The 19,508-nt window shown below is 62.4% G+C and carries 18 protein-coding genes, 1 tRNA gene and 1 pseudogene; 5 read left to right on the top strand and 15 right to left on the bottom strand.

Translation table 11 applies throughout. The annotated features are described in order from the left end of the window. The first annotated feature begins 350 nt into the window (after window positions 1–350). Window positions 351–2,372 carry an RNA-directed DNA polymerase gene (locus ACU5AP_RS14630; protein ID WP_313475488.1) on the top strand — a complete coding sequence of 674 codons (2,022 nt, stop codon included), beginning with the start codon at window positions 351–353 and terminating at the stop codon, window positions 2,370–2,372. Beyond that, entirely contained in the window at window positions 2,365–3,951 is a 1,587-nt protein-coding gene (locus tag ACU5AP_RS14625; RefSeq protein ID WP_313475478.1) for a DNA polymerase, read from the top strand. Before ACU5AP_RS14630 ends, ACU5AP_RS14625 begins: the two co-directional genes overlap by 8 nt. Before the next feature lie 264 nt (window positions 3,952–4,215). Here the strand turns inward: ACU5AP_RS14625 and ACU5AP_RS14620 are convergent, their stop codons facing one another. Together ACU5AP_RS14620 and ACU5AP_RS14615 are read right to left on the bottom strand one after the other, a co-directional pair. Next, window positions 4,216–4,464 carry a sigma-70 region 4 domain-containing protein gene (locus tag ACU5AP_RS14620; protein WP_313475479.1) on the bottom strand — a complete coding sequence of 83 codons (249 nt, stop codon included), beginning with the start codon at window positions 4,462–4,464 and terminating at the stop codon, window positions 4,216–4,218. Beyond that, entirely contained in the window at window positions 4,428–4,901 is a 474-nt protein-coding gene (locus ACU5AP_RS14615; RefSeq protein ID WP_313475481.1) for a hypothetical protein, read from the bottom strand. The genes ACU5AP_RS14620 and ACU5AP_RS14615 overlap by 37 nt, the downstream gene beginning before the upstream one ends. A gap of 110 nt (window positions 4,902–5,011) precedes the next feature. Between ACU5AP_RS14615 and ACU5AP_RS14610 the strand changes: the two genes are divergently transcribed. Then, window positions 5,012–5,821, top strand: a complete 810-nt coding sequence (locus ACU5AP_RS14610; RefSeq protein ID WP_446681408.1) for a hypothetical protein — start codon at window positions 5,012–5,014, stop codon at window positions 5,819–5,821. A gap of 101 nt (window positions 5,822–5,922) precedes the next feature. Here the strand turns inward: ACU5AP_RS14610 and ACU5AP_RS14605 are convergent, their stop codons facing one another. The 5 genes from ACU5AP_RS14605 to ACU5AP_RS14585 all read right to left on the bottom strand — a co-directional run bounded on the left by ACU5AP_RS14605 (window position 5,923) and on the right by ACU5AP_RS14585 (window position 12,672). Beyond that, entirely contained in the window at window positions 5,923–6,378 is a 456-nt protein-coding gene (locus ACU5AP_RS14605) for a hypothetical protein (RefSeq protein ID WP_446681407.1), read from the bottom strand. After that, window positions 6,347–6,706, bottom strand: coding sequence for a hypothetical protein (locus tag ACU5AP_RS14600; RefSeq protein ID WP_128719306.1), 360 nt, complete (start codon window positions 6,704–6,706; stop codon window positions 6,347–6,349). Before ACU5AP_RS14600 ends, ACU5AP_RS14605 begins: the two co-directional genes overlap by 32 nt. 524 nt (window positions 6,707–7,230) lie before the next feature. Beyond that, complete coding sequence (locus ACU5AP_RS14595; protein WP_128719305.1) at window positions 7,231–8,313, bottom strand: IS110 family transposase; 1,083 nt, start codon at window positions 8,311–8,313, stop codon at window positions 7,231–7,233. Between the two features lie 163 nt (window positions 8,314–8,476). Beyond that, window positions 8,477–9,193, bottom strand: a complete 717-nt coding sequence (locus tag ACU5AP_RS14590) for a hypothetical protein (RefSeq protein WP_128719304.1) — start codon at window positions 9,191–9,193, stop codon at window positions 8,477–8,479. Beyond that, complete coding sequence (locus ACU5AP_RS14585; RefSeq protein ID WP_446681406.1) at window positions 9,193–12,672, bottom strand: RHS repeat-associated core domain-containing protein; 3,480 nt, start codon at window positions 12,670–12,672, stop codon at window positions 9,193–9,195. The genes ACU5AP_RS14590 and ACU5AP_RS14585 overlap by 1 nt, the downstream gene beginning before the upstream one ends. A 25-nt stretch (window positions 12,673–12,697) precedes the next feature. Between ACU5AP_RS14585 and ACU5AP_RS14580 the strand changes: the two genes are divergently transcribed. Beyond that, window positions 12,698–13,234, top strand: coding sequence for a hypothetical protein (locus ACU5AP_RS14580; protein WP_446681405.1), 537 nt, complete (start codon window positions 12,698–12,700; stop codon window positions 13,232–13,234). Between the two features lie 2 nt (window positions 13,235–13,236). Here ACU5AP_RS14580 and ACU5AP_RS14575 read toward each other — a convergent pair whose 3' ends face one another. From ACU5AP_RS14575 to ACU5AP_RS14550, 6 genes are all read right to left on the bottom strand, one after another. Beyond that, complete coding sequence (locus ACU5AP_RS14575; protein ID WP_128719294.1) at window positions 13,237–15,321, bottom strand: recombinase family protein; 2,085 nt, start codon at window positions 15,319–15,321, stop codon at window positions 13,237–13,239. Next, a complete protein-coding gene (locus ACU5AP_RS14570; RefSeq protein ID WP_128719293.1) occupies window positions 15,318–15,524 on the bottom strand; it encodes a hypothetical protein in 207 nt (68 codons plus the stop codon). Before ACU5AP_RS14570 ends, ACU5AP_RS14575 begins: the two co-directional genes overlap by 4 nt. A 259-nt stretch (window positions 15,525–15,783) precedes the next feature. After that, window positions 15,784–15,957 carry a hypothetical protein gene (locus ACU5AP_RS14565; RefSeq protein ID WP_164917979.1) on the bottom strand — a complete coding sequence of 58 codons (174 nt, stop codon included), beginning with the start codon at window positions 15,955–15,957 and terminating at the stop codon, window positions 15,784–15,786. Window positions 15,958–16,040: 83 nt separating this feature from the next. Then, the gene (locus ACU5AP_RS14560; RefSeq protein ID WP_191002077.1) at window positions 16,041–17,045 is read right to left on the bottom strand and encodes a recombinase family protein; all 1,005 of its coding nucleotides are present in this window, start codon (window positions 17,043–17,045) and stop codon (window positions 16,041–16,043) included. 105 nt (window positions 17,046–17,150) lie between these two features. Beyond that, window positions 17,151–17,345 carry a hypothetical protein gene (locus ACU5AP_RS14555; RefSeq protein ID WP_121481139.1) on the bottom strand — a complete coding sequence of 65 codons (195 nt, stop codon included), beginning with the start codon at window positions 17,343–17,345 and terminating at the stop codon, window positions 17,151–17,153. After that, window positions 17,335–17,586 (bottom strand): hypothetical protein, encoded by a 252-nt coding sequence (locus ACU5AP_RS14550; protein ID WP_128719290.1) that lies wholly within the window; start codon window positions 17,584–17,586, stop codon window positions 17,335–17,337. Before ACU5AP_RS14550 ends, ACU5AP_RS14555 begins: the two co-directional genes overlap by 11 nt. Before the next feature lie 152 nt (window positions 17,587–17,738). Here ACU5AP_RS14550 and ACU5AP_RS14545 point away from each other — a divergent pair. Continuing rightward, window positions 17,739–18,779: pseudogene (locus ACU5AP_RS14545) on the top strand (recombinase family protein); the annotation flags it as partial. Window positions 18,780–18,806: 27 nt separating this feature from the next. On the opposite strand, the gene ACU5AP_RS14540 reads toward ACU5AP_RS14545, so the two are convergent. Together ACU5AP_RS14540 and ACU5AP_RS14535 are read right to left on the bottom strand one after the other, a co-directional pair. Then, window positions 18,807–19,217, bottom strand: a complete 411-nt coding sequence (locus ACU5AP_RS14540) for a hypothetical protein (protein WP_232623979.1) — start codon at window positions 19,215–19,217, stop codon at window positions 18,807–18,809. Between the two features lie 91 nt (window positions 19,218–19,308). Then, window positions 19,309–19,385: transfer RNA gene (locus tag ACU5AP_RS14535), tRNA-Met, on the bottom strand. Window positions 19,386–19,508: the final 123 nt, after the last annotated feature.

The following is a 19,508-nucleotide window of genomic DNA, read 5'->3' as shown; positions in this document are numbered from 1 at the left end:
GCATTGATGAGTCCTCCCAAGAGGGTTCGTCATTCTTGCCCCACCGGAGGGGCTTCGTCGGCTTATGGTCAGGTGTCCTCGCCTATTCGCGCTGATGTCGGCGACGCGCCAGAAGGAGACATCGGCCTTCACTCCGACACTTGACCTTCATCGTCGTAGCGCGGCGAGGCATACCGACCCGCCGCGTCGTTTCCGTCCGTAGGGGCGCGCCCTCATCTTTGATTCAAGGCTTGATTGTTGCGACCTTCACAGTTCAACAAGTGACCATGCTTTCCTCGCAGGTGAAATCGCGGTTTCAGACGTGCTTCGTCTCTGGTTTGACAGGGCCCGAGACGACTAGCTTGACGGATATGCTCATGGCGCGGGGCATAGCCGTAACCTCCGCACATTCGCCGAATGTCGGGTCAGCCATCACGCAGGAGATCCTGAAACTCATCGCCGCGTCGGATTTCATAGCCACGGTCCTAGGCGAAAAAGGCCGCGACTCGATAATGTATGAGCTCGGCGTAGCGCGGAGCCTCGGCAAAGCGGCGTTTGTCGTTCTCACTGAGGGCGCTGCACCGATCGACATTTCTGGTGCCTACCTTCGAGCGGTTGAGGACCACCAGGTGGCGGATGCCGGCGACGATCTCGACCGGTTTTTGCGCAATGCTAAGGCACCCCAGATAATCGCGGTCGATGTGCCCGAGGCGAATGATCGGACCGATTATGTGCTTGAGCCTGCCTTCTGGCTAAATGGGCAAGCGCTCGGATTTCCAGTGCAGTTCGATCTGGTCCTGAAACATCTCCGGCAGGATATGCGCGACGATTGGTATTTCGACTGCCTTCAGTACGACGACATTTTCAAGGACCCGGCCGAGGCGAAGCGGATCATTATCGCGCTTCTGCAGGAATGGAACGGTGAGTATCGGGGCACCCGCAGCGTCGTGCGCAACATTCCAAAGAAAGGATACGGAGAACGTTATGGCCTCGAGACCGATTTTTTCGATCGTTTCGTCTATCAGGCCATCTGCAGCTTTTTGATCCCGTTCTACGACCCACTGCTTGGGCACCGGGTGCTAAGCTACCGCTACGAGCCGACTCCCCTCGATCCGAAGTATCTGTTCAAGAACAAAATCGATCGCTGGTTCACGTTCGAAGGCGTCACGCTGACATTCCGCAGGTCGGGGCGGCATCTGCTGGTTACTGATCTAAGCAACTTTTTCGAAAACATTTCGCGAGCGCAAATCATCAAAGCGCTTGAGCATTCAGTTTCCGACCTCGCGGCGACCGGACCGGAAAAGCTGCAGATCCGCAACGCGATCGCCACCCTCGACCGGCTGCTCACGCAATGGACGTTCAGCCGCGACCATGGGCTGCCACAGAACCGCGACGCATCCGCCTTCCTCTCGAACATCCTACTGGCGCGCGTCGATAAAGAGATGACGTCAAAGGGGTACGACTATTATCGCTACGTCGACGACATCCGCATCATCGCCGATTCCGAGTTGCACGCCCGGCGCGCCCTGCAGGATCTCATCCGGCAGCTGCGCACGGTTGGTCTCAATATCAACGCCAACAAGACTGAGATTCTGGCACCAGACGTCTCGAACGATAAAGTGGCAGAGTACTTCCCATCACAGGACAGCTCCACCATCGCGATCAACCAGATGTGGCAGTCCCGCAGCCGACGCATCGTGACCAGGTCGGTGACATACATCTTCGAGATCCTGAGCCAATGCATCGAGAAGGGAAACTCGCAGACGCGGACCTTCCGCTTCGCGGTGAACCGGGTGGCTAAGATCGTGGATTCCGGGCTCTTTGACGTGGGCGACGCGCTGTCAGTCAACCTCCTCGACGCTCTTTCTCGCTCGCTGTCTGAGCACGCCGTCACAACTGACCAGTACTGCCGACTGATCGCCACGCTGGATCGCGGCGGCCGGTGCCTGCCGGCCTTAGAGGCTTTCCTTCTATCGGAGGACGGGGCCATCCACGAATGGCAGAACTATAACATCTGGATGCTGCTTGCGGTGCGGCGACATCGGTCGGACGATCTCGTGGCGCTGGCGGACCGGAAACTACGAGAGGACATGAAGTCGGGCGAAGCAGCGGCTATCTTAATCTGGCTCCGCTGCGTCGACGAGAAGGCCCTGATCGAGAAGTGCCTGCACGAGTTCGCGACGCTTCCCTACCAGAACGCCCGCTATCTCCTGATCGCCTCATCGGTGCTGGACGAAGAGGCGCGGCGTCCGCTCTACGGCCGTATCCCCGTCGGCCTGAAGGGAACGGGGGGAAGGGCGGAGCGCCACTGCAACGAGGACGGCCTACCATTTGCCGTGCGAGAGAGCACCGATCTGCTGAACCTCGTCGATGAGGTCAGCGGCTATGATTGACCAGCCCTCCAGGCTGTTGCTTTTCATGAAGGACTTCACCGGAAGAGGAGCAGACTCTTTTTACTGGTTCCAAGACGGGCACCTCCAGGAAACCGAAGCCAATAGCGTCGTCGAGTTTCCGGGTATCGTAATATGCCACGACTTCTGGATGATCCGCGACGCATTGTTCGACAGGACTGGCACGCTGCCTGGCAAGATCATCGACGTCGATGAGTTCCGCATATCGATCAGCGGAATACCCGAGGACCGCCTCGCCCGGGAGAAGCGCGACGTCACAACGCAGATCGGGCAGTACGGGGCAGAGCAGGAGGTCCGTAACACATACCAGAAGATGTTCAACAAGGGTGTCCCGTTTGACGCGGCAGTCGTCGCCAAGGCCGCAGCGGCGATCTCGGCGATGTACGCCGATCTCTGCGCGCAGGCGTCCGCCAACGGCGAATTCGATCGCTTCTTCTCCGTCGAAGTTCCTGCCTACCGATTGCTCCAGCTATCAATGTCGTCCGGTGTTTTGATCGACACGTCGGGCCTGTCGAACAAGCGGGCTCAAGCGGAACACGACTATTTCCTGCTGCTGAAAGATTATTCAGCGAAGCACGACATGCCGCTAGAGACGCCGACCAGGCGCGCGATCGAGGCCAAGCTACTTAAGGAAGGCTTCGTGCTGGACGAGGTGTCCGTCGAATACCTCCTCGAGTTCGTGCCGCATGAGCGCGATTTTGGCAGCGACACAATGGCGCTCCTTGCTCTAGACACCGCGCGGAGAGTGCTGGGCTCGCTGACCTTGTCCACCGACAACGTGCGCCCGGTCGTGGACGTGTTCGGGTCGCGCACCTCGCGCGTGCAACTGCGCAGTCCCAGTCTCCAAAACATACCGAAACAATATCGATCGATCATCACAGCGCGAGATGATGCCCAACTCGGTTACGTCGACTTCGACCAGTTCGAGGTCGGGATCATGGCAGCTCTGTCCGGCGATGAGGAGCTCAAGCGGCTCTATTCGGCGGGCGACATGTACGAGCTCTTTGCGACTACGCACCTAGGTCTTGTCGGCAATCGGAAAGCCGCCAAGCAGTTGTTCCTGTCCTATGCTTACGGGATGAGCCGCAAAGCCCTTGTGGACGCCGCCGTCGCGCTCGGCGTTGATAGGCAGAAGGCAAGGGAAGCGTTCCGGCTCTTCCAACGTTACGAGCTGTGGAAGAAGGAGGTTTGCTCCGAGTTTCAGCGCACCGGCCGGGTCGCTACCGTCATGGGCAACCACTACCGGCGAACCGGCGGAGGTCAGCTCACCGGCAAAGAGCAACGTTCGGCCGTCAGCCAAGTAGTCCAAGGGACGGCATCCTTAATTTTCAAGCGCGCGCTCTTGGCTGTCGCTGAGGCGGACGACATTAAGGTCGTTTTGCCAATGCACGACGCGCTGCTGTTTGAACACAAGCTCGCAGAAACGCCACAAAGGGTCGTCTGCATTTTTCAGGACGTCATGACCGATGTGCTCGGCGCGCGCGTTACCGGAAAGGCATCGATCAGCGACTTTGCGGATCGTGAGCGAACCGTTTTCGCTCCGGACAACAGCTCGCTCTAACCAACGAGTCACGATTATGCTCTGGTTGAGATTGCGCTCGAATGCGCACGGTGCGGTGCAGCCCGAGCCGAGCACTTGGGGCCATGCCTTCTTTCAAGCGCTGGCGAAAAAGCCTAGACTGCCTTGAGTTTGGCCTTGGCGAGAAGGGTCGACGCCTTAGCGGACGTCGCCAATGACCGCGTAGAGTCAAAGAATGTACTTGGCCTTACAGTGACGTAGGTGATTTGGCGGGCAGGCTGTCAGCAAGGATCGCTTACCCCAACGTCAGACATCAGGGGGTGCCGCGCGAACTATCCGCGCCAAGGCTTCCGCCAGATAGGCCTGAACGACGGTACGCTCGATGCTGAGTTGTTGGCCGATCTCTTCAAAGGACAGTCCCGCCATCCGGTGCAGCAGGAACACGTCCCGCAGATCGGCCGGGAGTTGCAGGATCGCCTTGGCTAGGGCGCGCTTCTGATCAGCGGCAGCCGAGCGCCTTAAAATGCGTCGTGGTGAGGCCTTCTGGCGGTGCATGTGTCTGCCTGCCCGTTGTCATCCATTGCGGCCGCAACAGCCGATAGGAGGGCGCTGACCACTTTGTCTGCGGCTTCCGGCGTCATCAGGAGCACGGGCTTGCCCTGCCCAAAGGACAACGCCCCCGAAGCATAGAGCGGGCTGAGCGCGGCGATCAGTTGAGGAAGTCCGTCCGGCAGATGGCGCAGGCCTGCCATACGAGCGCACCTCAGCGCCCTATTCAGATCATGCCGCAGGTGAATGCGGTTCCAGTCGTCCGTAATCCCGCGCTGGAGGAGATAGGCCTTCAGGGCCAGTTCAATGGCGATGGCCAGAAAGTAGGCGCGAGATCCATCAATCTCCGAGTTTGCTGTTTGCGCCATTTCCCTGAAAGCCCTGGCATTCCCCGCAAGCGCTTGGGCCAAACGTCGATCAGGGTCCCGACGAGCGCGGGTCATGACCCAGGCTTCAAACGTGAGAGATCGCGGGCGGCCCACATCTTCATCTCGCCAACGCCATTCGGGCCTATCGCAATCCAATGCACGGCCGTTGGGTCGCCGCACTCCTGATGAGGGGCAAGGTCGTCGGCGTGCTTGAAGTCTCGCGCACGATCGGACACGCCAGCCAGTTCATCTCCGGCGACCGATGGGCGGAGAAGGAGAACGATCCCACTTCGCGTGGCAAGTGGTTGTACGCCGTCCAGGCGACGCGGGCCTGGCGAATCGTGCCGGAGGACTGGCGACGCGTGGAGGATCTTTTCTCAGACGCGTACGCGAGTGCACACCCTGAATTTATCGGCTCCAGCGGCGTGGCGGTGAACACGATCGAAGCCGATCGTCTGCTTGAGATGGATGTCTATGAGGTCCCAGTCTACGGCCAAGTTCAGCCGGTCGACACCACCATCAGCACGCTTGAGACAGCGCTCGCACCGAGCCGTGCGATCCCGCCGGGCACCGCGCCTTATATTGTGGGCGAGACCGACGGTCCGAAGCATCTCTACATCCTGAAGCTCGAGGGCGACATAGCCGCCTACCTCGGTCGCTCAGCTCAAAGCGTGGAAGACAAGCTGATCATAAAGGTCGGTTTTTCCAAGAGTCCTCTGACGCGACGCGATCAGATCCAAAGCGCCTATCCTCGGGGTGCGTTCCGATGGACGGTGATGCGCCCGACTGATCTCTCACTACCTGCCCCCTACTCCAACGCACGGGTGGCAATCGTCGGCGAAGACGCCATGAAGGCCCGCCTTGTCGACGAGAAGGCTGAAGTTTTAGGCGGGGAGTTTTTCCTCGCTGAAGAGTGGTTGGCGCATCACACCTGGACTGCAGGCCGTGTCGCCGCGGAAGAAGCGGAACGTGTCGCGTCATCTGGGGCGGCCTAAAACGGTGCAACGGAGCCCCGCGCTAGCTGGTGCGGCATTTCTTTGAATCAGAGCTTTGGGCATGGGCATCGTTCGCCTGGGAGGTAACGGCGAGATCGACGTCATCGATCCAGGTACGCCAAAGGAACAGACTTTGGTTGCTGAAAGCCGTTGCCCGATTGGCTGCTCGCCAGGATTGTGCCCACGCCCTTGATGAAGCTCGCAGCACCTCTGCTGGCGTCAGCGACGCCGGCGACGACGATTGACCGGCGGCTCTCGCAGACGTGATCCAATCGCCCTCCCCGCCTGGATTGCGCGCCGAGCGCTTCCACGTGGCTTCCACGGTCGGATTGGGAGCGTCGGGTTTCGGGCAGCAAAAAGCCGCTAGACGATTGATCTAGCGGCTTATTTGTTTGGGTGCGGGAGCAGGATTTGGACGATACCTCACAGTCGCCCTTCACTTTCTCGCTTAACCGCTGATCACATCGTCCGCCGTCCATTAAGAAGTAGAAGCCCCGCGTCAGGGCGTCGTCCACCTCGGCCTGGCTATGGACGATGAAGCTGACCGGCTTGCGCAAGCGCTCGCCCGACGACAGCTCGGCCAGCAGGTCGTAGTCGCTGAAAATAGCGCCCGACCGGGTCCTCGACCCAGTCGCCCCGGGCGTAGCTGCCGTACAGGATGATGCGGAGGATTTGCCCGTTCTTCAGGTGCTCGGCCCAGCGGGTCGAACGTTCCTCGTCGAAGCCCGCCGTCAGCACCTCCACCACGAACGCCAGTTCGGCGCGCTTACCGGTCGGGAGATGATCGAGGGTGCGGGGCATACGTCCGGTCTGACGGCCACCGCGGGCTTTGGCAACCCGCCGCTCCTCGTGCGCCGCCCGCTTGGTTTCCCGCCTGATGACCATGCCGGATTCTCACCGATCCGACCGCCACGGACAAGGTTCGGAAGGCACCGCAAGTCGTCAGGGCGTCAAAAACCGATTGCGAAGCAAGAGGTTACGACACCGCTTTTATCTTGCCCTCTTAATCGGGGACATTCCGGGACGCGTTTCCATGATGGTCTCCTGATGGATATTGTATGCCCTTGATGGACGGACGGTAAGACGCGTCCGCCCCCGGCGAGATCGGGTCCGCGCGGCCTGCGGGGAGATCGGTCCGGACATCGAGTCCTGATGCGCCGTGCACTCTTCCGCGCTCATCGACGGCGGGGTCTCGACCGACTGGGCGGTTCTGGATCCGTCGCGGCGCATGTCGGCATCGGTCTCGCGGAGCAGCATCACAGGCACTCCGGCGTGGTCCGGATCGCGCCGGCCACAGGCAAGATATCGTGCTTCCCGCTTTCCTGGTCTGCATCAGTCCTCATCCGCCGGGGCGGATCTCCATCGCGGTCAGGCGGACCTGGCCGCAGGGTTGGGGTCAGGGCGCGACGTCATGCGTAGGCGCCCAGCAGTTTGCGCTCCTTGGCGGTCGCCCCGCCGTCGGCGACGCCGGTCTCAGCCGCATCGGTGTAGACGGTGCCGTCGCGCCACATGGCGTGCATGATCACGGCGAGCTTGCGGGCCACGGCGACGACCGCCTTCTTGTGGCAGCGTTTGGCGATGGTCTCGCCCCAGGTCTTGAGCGCGCTGCGCCCCTTGTAGCGGGTCAGCATCGCCGAGGCCGCCTCGTAGAGGGCGCGCCGGACGTCGGGATCGCCCGCCTTGCTGATGCGGCCCTGGATGTCGATCGACGTTCCCGACTGCCAGCGCTTGGAGGTCAGACCGAAGTAGGCGCCGACGTCGCGGGACCGTTTGAACCGCATCGGATCGCCGACCGCCGTGCGGAAGGTCAGGGCCGCGATCGGCCCCACGCCGGGGATGGCCATGAAGCGCCGGCACACCTCGTCCTGGGCCACGACCCGCACCGTGAGGGCGTGCAGCTTGAGGTACTGGGTCCACAGGGCCGCGCGCGCGATCAGCATGCAGTCCATCAGTTGGGCGGTCATAGGATCGTCGGCGCAGGCGTCGCGGACGGCCTTATCGAACGCGCCCCGCCCGACCTTAGCGAGCTTGACGCCGAAACTCTTGAGCGAGTGACGGATGCTGTTTTCCAGGTCGAGGAATTTGCGCTTCAGGTTGCGGCGCTGGATCAGCAGCAGCCGCAGCCGGTAGGCCGCCTCGGTCTTCACATGGGCGGTCCTGTACCAGCCGGTGCGCATCAGATGGGCCAGCCCCAGGGCGTCCGTCGCGTCGGTCTTGTTGCGCTGGGCCGACAGCGCCGCCCGCACATGGCGGGTCTCCAGGCAGGTCGCCGGCACGCCCAGGTCTTTCAGCGCCGGCTGCAGCCACGGCGACAGCGCCCCGGCCTCGTGACCCGCCCGCCGCAGCGTGGCGCGCCACGGCGCCAGGGTCTGGGCGATGAGGTCCGGCTCGGTCGCCACCGTCGCCTCCAGCCGCACCTCGCCCTTCAGATCAACGACGCAGATCGCCGTTTCGGCCACGCCCACGTCCAGGCCCGCATAGTGTTCCGTAATCGTCCCTCTCCGCCGTTGAGCGGGTCGCGGCGGCGCGCCCGCAACGGCGACAACGCCGACGGACGGGACGGGGTGTCCGGGCGAGGGTTCAGACGGGAGGCGAGCCGGCCCGATTACACCGACACTTATAATCGGAATTCATTGGCGAACAATGATCGAGCTGTTACCGCCACTCCTTTATACATGCTGAAGCTTCGATGAAATTGCTCGCTTGGTTCAAGGCCTTTTCCGCTACTGCCTTCGAAAAACAGCCGGGCGAACCAGAACACCATTTATCCAACTTCAACGCCTCTCCACGCCACTGGTCTGGACGCGAGTAAAGACGCAACAACCAATTTCGATTTCCAACTAAGCTTACATCAACCGCCAACGCTCTCAGATTATCGATTGAAATATCTAAGCGCCTTTGCATCTCCACAGGAATAGCAGTTAACCAATAAACTCCTGGCAGATATCTAGAAAAATCACGCCCCACCCAAGCCTCATGGACTCCGTAATCCATTCTTCGCTCGATCCGGTTCCTATGAACTCGCTCTTCATGCTCGCATGCATATCCGAACATAATAGGAAGCTCGACCATAGAAGAGAAAATGGCATCGATTTCGCCAAAATTATCAGAAGACGCAAAAATATTTGCCGCACCAGAGTCCGAAACGCTCACATCGTAGAAGCACTCAGGCGACCATAGAAAAACACCGCTACCGCTACCGCTACCGCTACCAATCAATTCATTTACTTGATCAAAATCAGAAACTGGCAACCTCGGACCATCCTCTTCATTTGAAATGAAGATCGGACGCATACCGTCACCGCAAGCAAACAATACAGAAAGAGCGGCTGAAAGTTCAGAATGTGGCAGCGCAATTTCCATATCAATCATTACTGAGGACCTAAATCATCTCGACGAATTATTTCGTCATATCTACGCTGAGCCGGTGCAGTTACACGTGTGCGTGTACCTGTAACCAAGACGGATTGTCTACCTGACGCCGCAGCAGCGTCGGTCTGTATTCGAACTTGTCGCGTAGCACTCACCCGAGCGGTATCCTTAATTTCGACCGATGCCGCACGAGTCAACGCGTCTGGGATAGACCGCCCCTCCGCAGTTGCGACTGCCTGAGTATTACGGCTCAACCCCATGCTCCCTAGAACGCGCGCTTCGCTGGCCACGCCTCGCGCCATTGGTGATGCAGAAGCAGCGACATCCGCCGCAGCGCCAGCTCGGCCAATCCCTCCCGCAAGACCAGTGACGTTCGCGCCGCCACAACCTCCTGAAAGGCAGCCAACAGCGAGCTCCTGCGCGGCACCCACACCCCATTTCGCAAGGCTAACTACGCCTTCAACAAAACTTGCCGCCTGCGCCCTATTTTGCGCATCAGCCACACCCGGACCGAGATCGCGATGTCGCTGCTGGATCTCAAAGACGGTCTGCATCCCCGTCGGGTCGGTGTTGTTCACGGGATCGTTTGCGACATACCCATAGAGGTTAAGGTCATCCTCATAGCCGACGGGATCGGTCTGCAGGAACCGCCCCATTCCGGGGACGTAGGCCCGCGCCTTGTAGTGGTAGACCCGCACTTCCGGCAGGGCGATCTGGCCGGTGTAGCGGAAGCGCGGCCCTGGCCACGCGCCCGGCTCGCCATAGGGGCCGTATGCAAGGCGTGTCGTGCTGGCCCCCGAGACGGCGACGATGCTGCCGCGCTCATCCGCCATCAGGTGGCGCGCGTCGATCAGGCCCGCGCCTTCGTACCAGACGACGGGCTCGTCCACGCCCGACCCGTGGACGTAGCGGCGCAGCAGGGTCCCCGCCCCATCGTATTCCGCCACAAGACGGTCGCCGTCGTAGAGGAACTGCGTCGTCGCCGATCCTACCGTGGTCTGGCGCAGCCGCCCCAGCGGATCATAGGCCAGGCTCATGGCCGAGGCGTCCGTCGTCGCCGTCAGCCGGTTCTCCAGGTCATAGGCGAAGGTCCGCGAGCCCTCCGAGGTCAGATTGCCCCGCCCGTCATAGGTGGAGGCGACCCCGTCCACGCTGGCATAGCGGTTCAGGCCGTCAGGCAGATAGGGCCGCGTCACCGACGGCGCCGACCAGGCGTAGGCGTCGTTGCTCGCCGTCCGCTGCGACAGTTGCCGCGCCGGGGTGTAGGCGTAGCCGTAGGTCTGGTCATCCGCCGTACCCGGCAGATCGTGCGTCAGGGCGGTCAGACGCGAGGCGTTGTCATAGCCCCAGGTCGAGCTGCGACCGCCCGCCCGCGCCGCCGTGGTCCGCCGCCCCAGGGCGTCATAGCCGTAGTCGACCAGGGTGGTCGTTCCCGACTGCTGGATCAGATCCATGCGGTTCAGGGCGTCATAGGTGTAGGTCACATACTGGCTGTCCGGCCATGTGATCCGCGTACGGTTCGAAGCGGCGTCGTACTGGAACGCGAGGGCGCGCGAGGTCCCGATCGTGCTGGTCTCGCTCAGCAGCCGGCCTGCCGCATCATAGGCGTAGAGGATGCCCTGCCCCGAGGTCGAGACGAAGCGGCTGGACAGGCGTCGCCCGGCCAGGTCGTAGATCGAGTGCACGTCCGCCGCCGTCCCGCCCGGCAGATCCTTGAGCGTCTGGCGATCCAGCACGTCATAGGCGTAGGCGATGGTCTCGCCCGAGCGCAGCCTCAGGCTGGTGCGGTTGCCGTTGGCGTCGTAGCCGTAGCCCTCATAGTCAGGCGCCGTCCCGCCGCTGGCGCAGGTCAGGGCGCTCTCTGCCACTCCGCCCGTATTGGCGGCGTTCGCCCCTAGGGTCGTCACAGGGAAGTACAGGCGGCACAGGCGGTCGAAGCCGTCATAGACATAGGCGGAGCGGTTGTTGTTGGCGTCCCGCACGCTCGCCCGCTGACCGTTGAGGGTATAGGTGTAGCGCGCATAATCTTGCTGCAAGGGCGTGCCGTAGGCACGCATGACCCGCAGCAACTGGCCCGCCGCGTCGTATTCGTTGCGCGTGACCCGGCTGACGGGATCGGTGACCTGCAGCAACCGGTCCATCGCGTCATAGGCGTTGGTCGTGACGGCGCCGACGCCGTCCGTCACCGTCGCCACCTGGCCGGTGCGGCTGTAGGTGCGCGTCTCCTGGGTCAGCCAGGCGGTGACGTTGACGCCGGAGAAGGCCGTGCCGCCTTCCTTCTGGGTGACGCGCCCCAGGGCATCGTAAGTCGTCCGCTCTGCGGCCAGAAGCGCCGCGCTGGAACCGCCGCCGTGACGCCGCACCAGGGTCGGGCGCCGCATGGCGTCATAGCTGGTGCTGACGGCATTACCGCGCGGATCGGTCGTCACGGCCACGTCGCCCCAGGCGTCGGGCGTGAACTGTGTCGTCAGGTTCAGGGCCGGTTCGGCGCCGACCGCAGCGGCGCCGATCGTCGTCGATAGCCGGTCGCCCAGGCTGTTGTAGGCATGGGTCGTGCGCCGCCCTGTCGGATCGGTCTCGGAGACCGGCAGGCCGATACTGTTGTAGGTGAAGCTGTAGATCGGGCTCTGGCCGCCGACCGACGGACGGGTCGCCTTCGCCAGAAGCCCCGCGCCGACGCCCGAGGCATGGTAGGTGAAGCTGGTCGTGTTCCCGCGCGCGTCGGTCAGGCTGGCGGTCTGGTTCCAGGTCGGATCATAGGCCGCGCTGATCGTCAGCGGCGTCAGGCCCGAGCCGGACTTTGGGTTGCGGGTCAGCTGGACCAGGTTGTCGCGACGGTCATAGGCGAACTGGTCGAAGTCGCCCTCGGGATAGGTCCGGCGAGTGGCGCGATGGCGTCCGTCATAGGCGGCCGTCGTCTCGCGCGCGATCTCGTCGATGAAGCGGACCGGGTCGCCATCGGTGTCGTAATAGACGGTGAAGAGACCGCCCGCCGGGTCCTTGCGCTGGCCTCGAACACGCTCGGCGATAAAGAACTCATGCGGCGATCGAGCGCCCTGAAGCGCCTCGGCGTCCCAGGCTTGGCGCACGCGGCCGAGCGCGTCGTAGGCGTATTGCAGCGCCGGCTGCGTCGGATTGACCGGCTCATAGACCCGATAGATCTGTGCGAACGGACGCGGACGCTGGGTCGCCGAGCGCGCGACGGGCGCCGTGAACTCGAAAGTCCAGGCGGCTCCGGCGCTATCCGTGAGCTTCTTCGTAATGGGGCTCCATGCTGCTGTGCGGCCGCCGAGGCTGCCTGACAGATCGGTCGTGTAGAGGCTGCGTCCCAGGCTGGAGTTGATATAGCCGGACTCATGCATGTTCCGCGTGAAGGCCAGCGATGGGCCCTGCGGCCAGGTCCAGGACGACAGGGCGAAGCCGTAGACGCTGCCGCAACCGTCCCAGCTGTAGGTTAGTTTCCACGGATCAAACGTCATGACGTCCCCGGCGGCGTTGCGCAGGGTGAAGACGACATTCTGGAAATCCCAGCGCCGGGTGCTCGAAGGGAAGGTCGGCGACTGGCTGGGATTGGCCTGGGCCGACGCGGCGGTGGAGTACTTCCTCACCCTCCAGGAGATGGAGGACCATCCCCGCCGCCACGACATCGCCTACCGCAGCGCCTCGGGACAGTTGCAAGCGTCGCACGATCACATCCAGCGACGCCTGCGCCAGACTATTTCCACTCTAGGCCGGACCATGCTGGAGACGACGACCATCGACCCCGGCACGGCGCATGGCGGCGCCATCCTGGCGGAACAGATCGTCATCCCCGAGGGCATGGTCCGCGACATGGTCATCGAAGTGCGTTTCGGCGGCTTCCCGCACCGGTTCCGATTGAACCTGGCGCCGTCGGGAACTTACGCCCCGACGCCGGTCGACATCCCGGCCGTCCCCGCCCAAGTCACGCAGGAGCTGATGCGCACCCGCGAGACCTGGCACTGGACCGACGGCCCGCCGCCGTCGCCGGCGATCTTCAAGGGCATGCCGGTGATCGAGTAGTCCTAGGCCGCCGCCTCGATGCCTTCGTCCCTGCGATAGGCTCTGATGGAGATCGTGGAGACCAAATCCACCTCGGTGGTGTTGAACGGCAGATGCACAGTCGTCTCCCGTCGCCGCCGAATGACTTCAGGCGACGGGGGCGAAGCAGCAGCCCAAAGATATCCCGCCTGCTCCTTCCACCCGTACCGCGCCAACAGCCCTCGCTTCTGCATATAGTTCATGGCGTAACGAACACGCTCTGCCTGCGGCGATCGCTCAGAATAATCAGGGTCCTCACCCCACAATTCGGCCAAGCCGTCGATGAAGTCCTTCCTCGAGACGGGATGGGAGGCGTCGTCCAACATACGCGTCATCATTTCCAGAACAGCGTAACCGCCCTGCTCCAGGCGCATGTCGGACGGGAAAAGGTCGATCTCCAACTCAACCAGCACGGTCGCATGGTCCTGCATGCTTTCCGGACGAGAAGCATGCTGAACCACGCGACTGAGGTCGGCCAAACCCAGTGCACGGGTGAGGTTGCCCACAACGGTGATGCGGACCGGCCCAATGCCGCGTCCATCAGCGTTTTCCTCCTCGATGGGTGATATCGTCACGTTCTCGATAAGCGACCGAATGAGTTCGCGCGCTCGCGCCGCGTCCCGTTCATCAGAGGTCAGATTCGCCTGGAGATCGGCGACAACCGCCCGCATGCGGGCGATGATCGCCTCATCATCGAGAGGAAGATCGGCGCCCGCAGGTTCAGCCTTCAGCGCGCGCGCAACCATCGCGCGTTCACTTTCCACCTTAGCGAGTTCTTCCAGGATCACGTTGCGAACGACGTCCTGAAGGTCGCCCTTTCGCAGATCGCCTGTCAGGACCTGCTTGGCTTTCTCAAGGCCATCCAGTCGGGTCTGCAGTTCATTTCGCTTGGCGCCCCACTCCCCTTGGGCCAGTTCCAACTCACGGCGGTATTCTTCGACGAAGGGCTGGATAAAGCGGGGCTCAAGGAAATGAGACGCCAGCGCGCTGACCACCACGCCTTCGATCTCTTCGCGATCGACACGTCGGCGGTTGCTGCAATCATGGCGCTCCGCCCGGCCGACACAGCCCATCTTCACCTGAAGAACTTGGTACTTCGCGCCGCAGGCGCCACACCGGCACAACCCTGACAGGAGGTATTCAGCCTTGCGTTTGCTTTGGAAATCAGGCGTCTCATTCGCGCCCAGACGTTCCTGCACCGCATCAAAAAGATCATCGGGGATGATCCGCAAATCCGGAGCAGCGACGACAGTCCAATCGTGCCGCGCCCGCACCTGAGCCTTCTTCGTACCGGCGCGTCGGTTCCGCTTGATCTCCGTGCGCCCCCAGACCGTCTCCCCCTTGTAGAGCCGGTTACGCAGGATGCCTGTACCCTTGTGTTTGTTGCCGTAAAGAACACCAGGACGCCAAGGCCGTCCGCCGGGTCCCGGAACGCCCTCCTTCGTCAAGGCGCGGCAGATGTCTCTAATGCTCAGGTCCGCAGCAAAGTCACGGTAGATGCGGAGGATCACACCCGCTTCTGCTTCCACGATTTCGCGATGGCCGTTCTCTATCGATCCGTCCGGGCGGATGACGGGAACCTTGCGATAGCCATATGGAAGCCGCCCGGATTGACGCCCCTTCAGGACGGTTCCTTCCACTCCACGGCGGGACTTCAAACTCATGTTCCTGGCGTATTCGGCGTTCTGAAAGGCGCTGAACGTCGCCGCCATCTGCGTCACTTCGCCAGAACGAACGGTATGGATACCGATATCCAGGGCTTCGAGCTCTTCGATAACGGCATGAAGTCCCGACGCCTGTCGCGTTATCCGGTCCAGATCTTCGGTGACGACATACTCGTACTTGCCGCGTTCGGCGTCAGCCATGAGCGCCGCAAAACCCGGACGCCCCATGAAGGACTGGCCACTGCATTCAGGATCGGAGTAAGACGCCACCCAGATTCCGCCCTGTGCGCGCACATACTCTTCGCAAATCCTGAGCTGATCCTCGATCGACTCCTGGCGCTGGTGAATGGTGGAATATCGCGCATAGCCGACACACCGCTTGTTCTTCAGGGATCGAAGCGTCATGCCGCCGCCTCCTCGCCACCGGCGGCATGACGGCCCTCAAAGGCGCGTTCACACGCGAACCTTTGCGCGTCCAATCGCGCCAAAGCCAAGACGATGGGGATCAACTCATCACAGGGTTCGCCTGTCTGAAATTCCGCCTCGTGGCGCTCGAGACGCTGCTGTCGCAACAGCTCTTCGAACGAATGGGAGACCTGACGTTTCATCGGCTTCCCCCGCTACTACCGGCCCTGTCAGCCGGACCGGTCACGTAGGTGACGAAGGTGTCGATCTTCCCAGTCGCCATACGTTCGAAGCAGATGCCGACGCCGTCAAAGCCGGCCGCCTCAAGCTGAGACCGCAGTTCGTTAATCTGCGACAGGGACGTGGCCGTCGCTTGGAACCGTTTGACAACCGCGACCAACACTTCGTCGTTCGTGCGTGAAGGTCGCCTCTGCCCGACGCGGTGCCTCGAGAAACGGCCCCTCATTGCTGCGCCTCCGGCTGGACGCGGCGCATGTGGAAGCGGTCCGGATCATTCGGATCGGGCAGCATGATCATTTCGTAGACCACGCCGTCGCAGATCATCTGCGTGCGTACGCCGACCTCTTGGACGGGTTCTGCGGGCTCCTCAGCGGGGGAGATGGGATCTTCTTGCATTCTTTCGTATCCAATAGGGAGCGCCGCTCTCGCGCTCGGCGAGGCGACGACAGGTGGTTTTGATTTCGGAAGAGAACTGCGGCCTAGCAGCCGTGGTGGAGCGCGTTGATTTCGTCCGCGAGACGCACGGCGGTGATCGGCTCGTCGGTCACCAGCCAGATCAACTCGTCCCGGCTCTCGAGGTCGGTCTCGATCGCAACGAAGTCCGTCAGGTCGCCCCGCAGGTCTTCGATGTCCCCGATCATCTCCAGAGCGGTCGGGTTGTTTTCCAGGATGTCAGCGAAGATCGCTTGGTCAGAAACGTGCTTTTGCGCCATCGCTTGCGCAAGATCGCGGGTGACCGGCTTCACCAAATCGCAGCCTGCCGAAGCCCCCGCGGCGACCGCGAGTTCAACACCGCGCTCGCGAAAATTGCTGATCAACCAGAGCAGAAGATTGGTCGAGGACGTCAACGCCGCGAGTTCATCAACGATCACAACGTCCACCTTGGCGTTCAGGGCAGCATTGATCCCATAGGGATTATTAGGCCTGCGCTCTCCATCATCTTGAACGAAGCCGGCGAAATTCCACGCCATCCTCTCGCAAAGTTGGAGACAGGCGATCGCCTGCTCATCCAAAGAGCGCGCGGCTTTTTCTGAAACAGAAGGAGCACGCAGATAGGCAATGGCGGTCTTTCGCAGACGCTCCGCACGGCACTTTTCGATGAATCCCGGGGAGAGTTCCATCGTCCCCCTTCCAACCAGCCAGAGGGTAATCCCTGCTTCAACCAGGGCTATCAGCGGCTCCACGCTATTCAGGACATCAGGCTGAAAATCGTTCAGGGCCCGAATGACCAAGACATCGTACGCGCCATCTCGAGCCGCTTCGACCAACGCCTCCAACGAAGCCGGCGCCGCCGCGGCGCCGGCACGGCCTTCTGCCTGGATGTTGACAGTCCTCCACCCCATCCGCGCGGCCTCATCGACCGACGCCTGGTAGCGCGGCTTAGGCGGACGGCAGTTCCGCCCCCTGCGCTTCGGATGAGGCATATACAGACAGGCCCGGGCCCCAGGCGGAGGTGTTTCGGTATTGGCAGTCTTACTGCTCATTCAATTTCTCTGTTTGCAGGCGCACGTCATCGGCTTCGCGCGGAGGCGCGAATGACGACGGGCCGGATTGTTGGGGTAGGAAGGCCGCGTTGAAGCGGCCGCAGGTCAGTCGCCGACGGTGAAAACCGCGCGCTGACGCGCCAGCCGCGCCAGGGCGCGGATCGTCGGCAGGAGGAGCGCAACGGCGGCGTCATAGGACGCCGTCGACGCGTCTTCGCCCCAGGGAGGGATCAGCGGCCGTGCCGGCCTGCGTCGGTCCGGCCGCGGCGACAGGCGGATGACGTTGGCGTCAGTCGTCATGGGCGAGCACCAGCTGGATGCGATGGCTGGGCACGAGCGCTTCGACGATCGCCGGATAGCCGTCCTCTTCGATGATGAGGTGGCCGACCAGGGCCCGCTCGCGACGCAACTGCTCGCTGACGGCGGACAGGTCCGCAGCCTCCAGACGCATCCGCAGCGCCTCGCCGCCCATCAACCGAACGAAATATTCTTTCTGATCAAGGGCATCGGCGTCCGCCGCGCCCCAATGGGCGACACGCATATGCACTCCCCGGGGTTGTTTGTTCCCGCAGAATGCGATAGCCAGACAGCAATGTCAAGTTACAGACATAACTCGCCCTATCCGCCCATATATGACGACACGACAGGCGGCGTCAACCGCTTTTTTGCAGAAAACTTCAAACGGGAAATCCCTTGGTCCTTCGCCCCAAGAAACGCGCCATCTACGGCCGCCATTCCTCCGACCTCCAGAACGCCCGATCGACCGCAGACCAGATCGCACTGCTGCGCGAGGCCAGCCGAGCTGAGGGCGTCACGGACGTCCTCGTGTTCAGTGATGAGGCCGTTTCCGGCAGCGCGATCACCAATCGACCAGGACTGCGCGCCCTCCTCGCTGCAGTGGAGCGCGGCGAAGTCAGCGACGTCATGACGGAGGGACTTGATCGACTTTCGCGCGACCAGGAGGACATCGCCGGCATCTTCAAACGCTTCGCCTACGCCGGCGTCGCGCTGAAGACCCTCGCCGAAGGCCCGATCGACAGGATTCACATCGGCCTCAAGGGCACGATGAACGAACTCTTCCTGCACGACCTGGCCGTGAAGACGCGTCGAGGCCTGACGGCACGGGTCAAGGCCGGCTTCTCGGGCGGCGGCCGCTGCTATGGGTATGACATCATCGGCAAGGGCGAACTGCAGCCCAACGCCCATCAGGTCGACGTGATCCGCTCGATCTTCGCGCGTTACGCGGATGGGGAATCGCCCCGCGCCATCGCCCATAGCCTGAACGCCGCAGGCGAGTCCGGGCCGCGCGGCGGGACATGGACGCCGTCGACCATCCATGGCGACCGCCGCACCGGTGACGGCATCCTGCACCAGGAGCTTTATATCGGCGTGCGGGTGTTCAATCGGCGTCGCTACCGCAAACACCCCGACACCGGACGCCGCTCATCAGTGCTGAATCCGCCGGAAGACTGGATCCGTCAGCCCGCTCCGGAACTGCGCATCATTGATGATGAGCTCTGGGCGCGGGTGCAGAGCCGCAAAGCGGAACTGTCCGCCCTGCCCGCCGCCCAGGGCCGCAAGCCGAAACGCCTCCTGTCAGGCCTGATGAAATGCAAGCGGTGCGGATTCAGCATGACCCTGAACGCCAGCAAGTATACCTGCAGCGGCCACCGCGAACGGGGGACCTGCTCCAACGGCAAGATCATCGCGGCCAAGACGGTGGAAGAGCGCGTCCTCACCGGCATCAAGACCCACCTGCTGTCACCCGAAGCGATCGCAGAGGCCGTCAGAGCGTTTCACGCCGCGGCGGAGACCGAGCGCCGCGCGCTCCAGGTCGAACGCGCCCCGCTGGAGCGCGAACTGGCGGAGATCGAGCGCAAGCTGAAGCGCGCGCAGACCATGTGCCTGGAGGGCGCGATCGAGACGGACGAACTGAAGACGATGAGCACGCCGCTGAAGACTCGCCGGAGCGTGATCCAGGCCCGACTGGCGGCCGACGCCGCCCCGTCGGTGATCCAGCTTCACCCCGGCGCGGCCGAGGCCTATCGGCGGCTCGCCGAGAATCTGCACCAGGCGATCGAGGGCGAGGACGGCGAAGAGGTGCGGACGGAGCTGCGCCAGCTGATCGACCGCGTGGACTTCATCCCGGCGGAGGGGCTGGGCAAGTTCCAACTGGAGGTGCACGGCAGCCTGGCGGCGCTGTTGGCGCTGGGTCAGGCCCAGAAAGCAGAAAACCCCACAGTCAGGGACTGTGGGGTATCACTGGGTGCGGGAGCAGGATTTGAACCTGCGACCTTCAGGTTATGAGCCTGACGAGCTACCGGGCTGCTCCATCCCGCGGCAAGGCGGTGCGTAAAGGAAGAAGGTTCGAGAAGTCATTCATGTGTGTCGGGTAGACCCGGCGGCGACCTACTCTCCCGCGCCTTAAGACGAAGTACCATCGGCTCTGGAGGTCTTAACGAC

The organism is Brevundimonas sp. RM1 (genome assembly GCF_052907225.1).
This window is presented reverse-complemented; position numbering and strand designations above follow the sequence as displayed.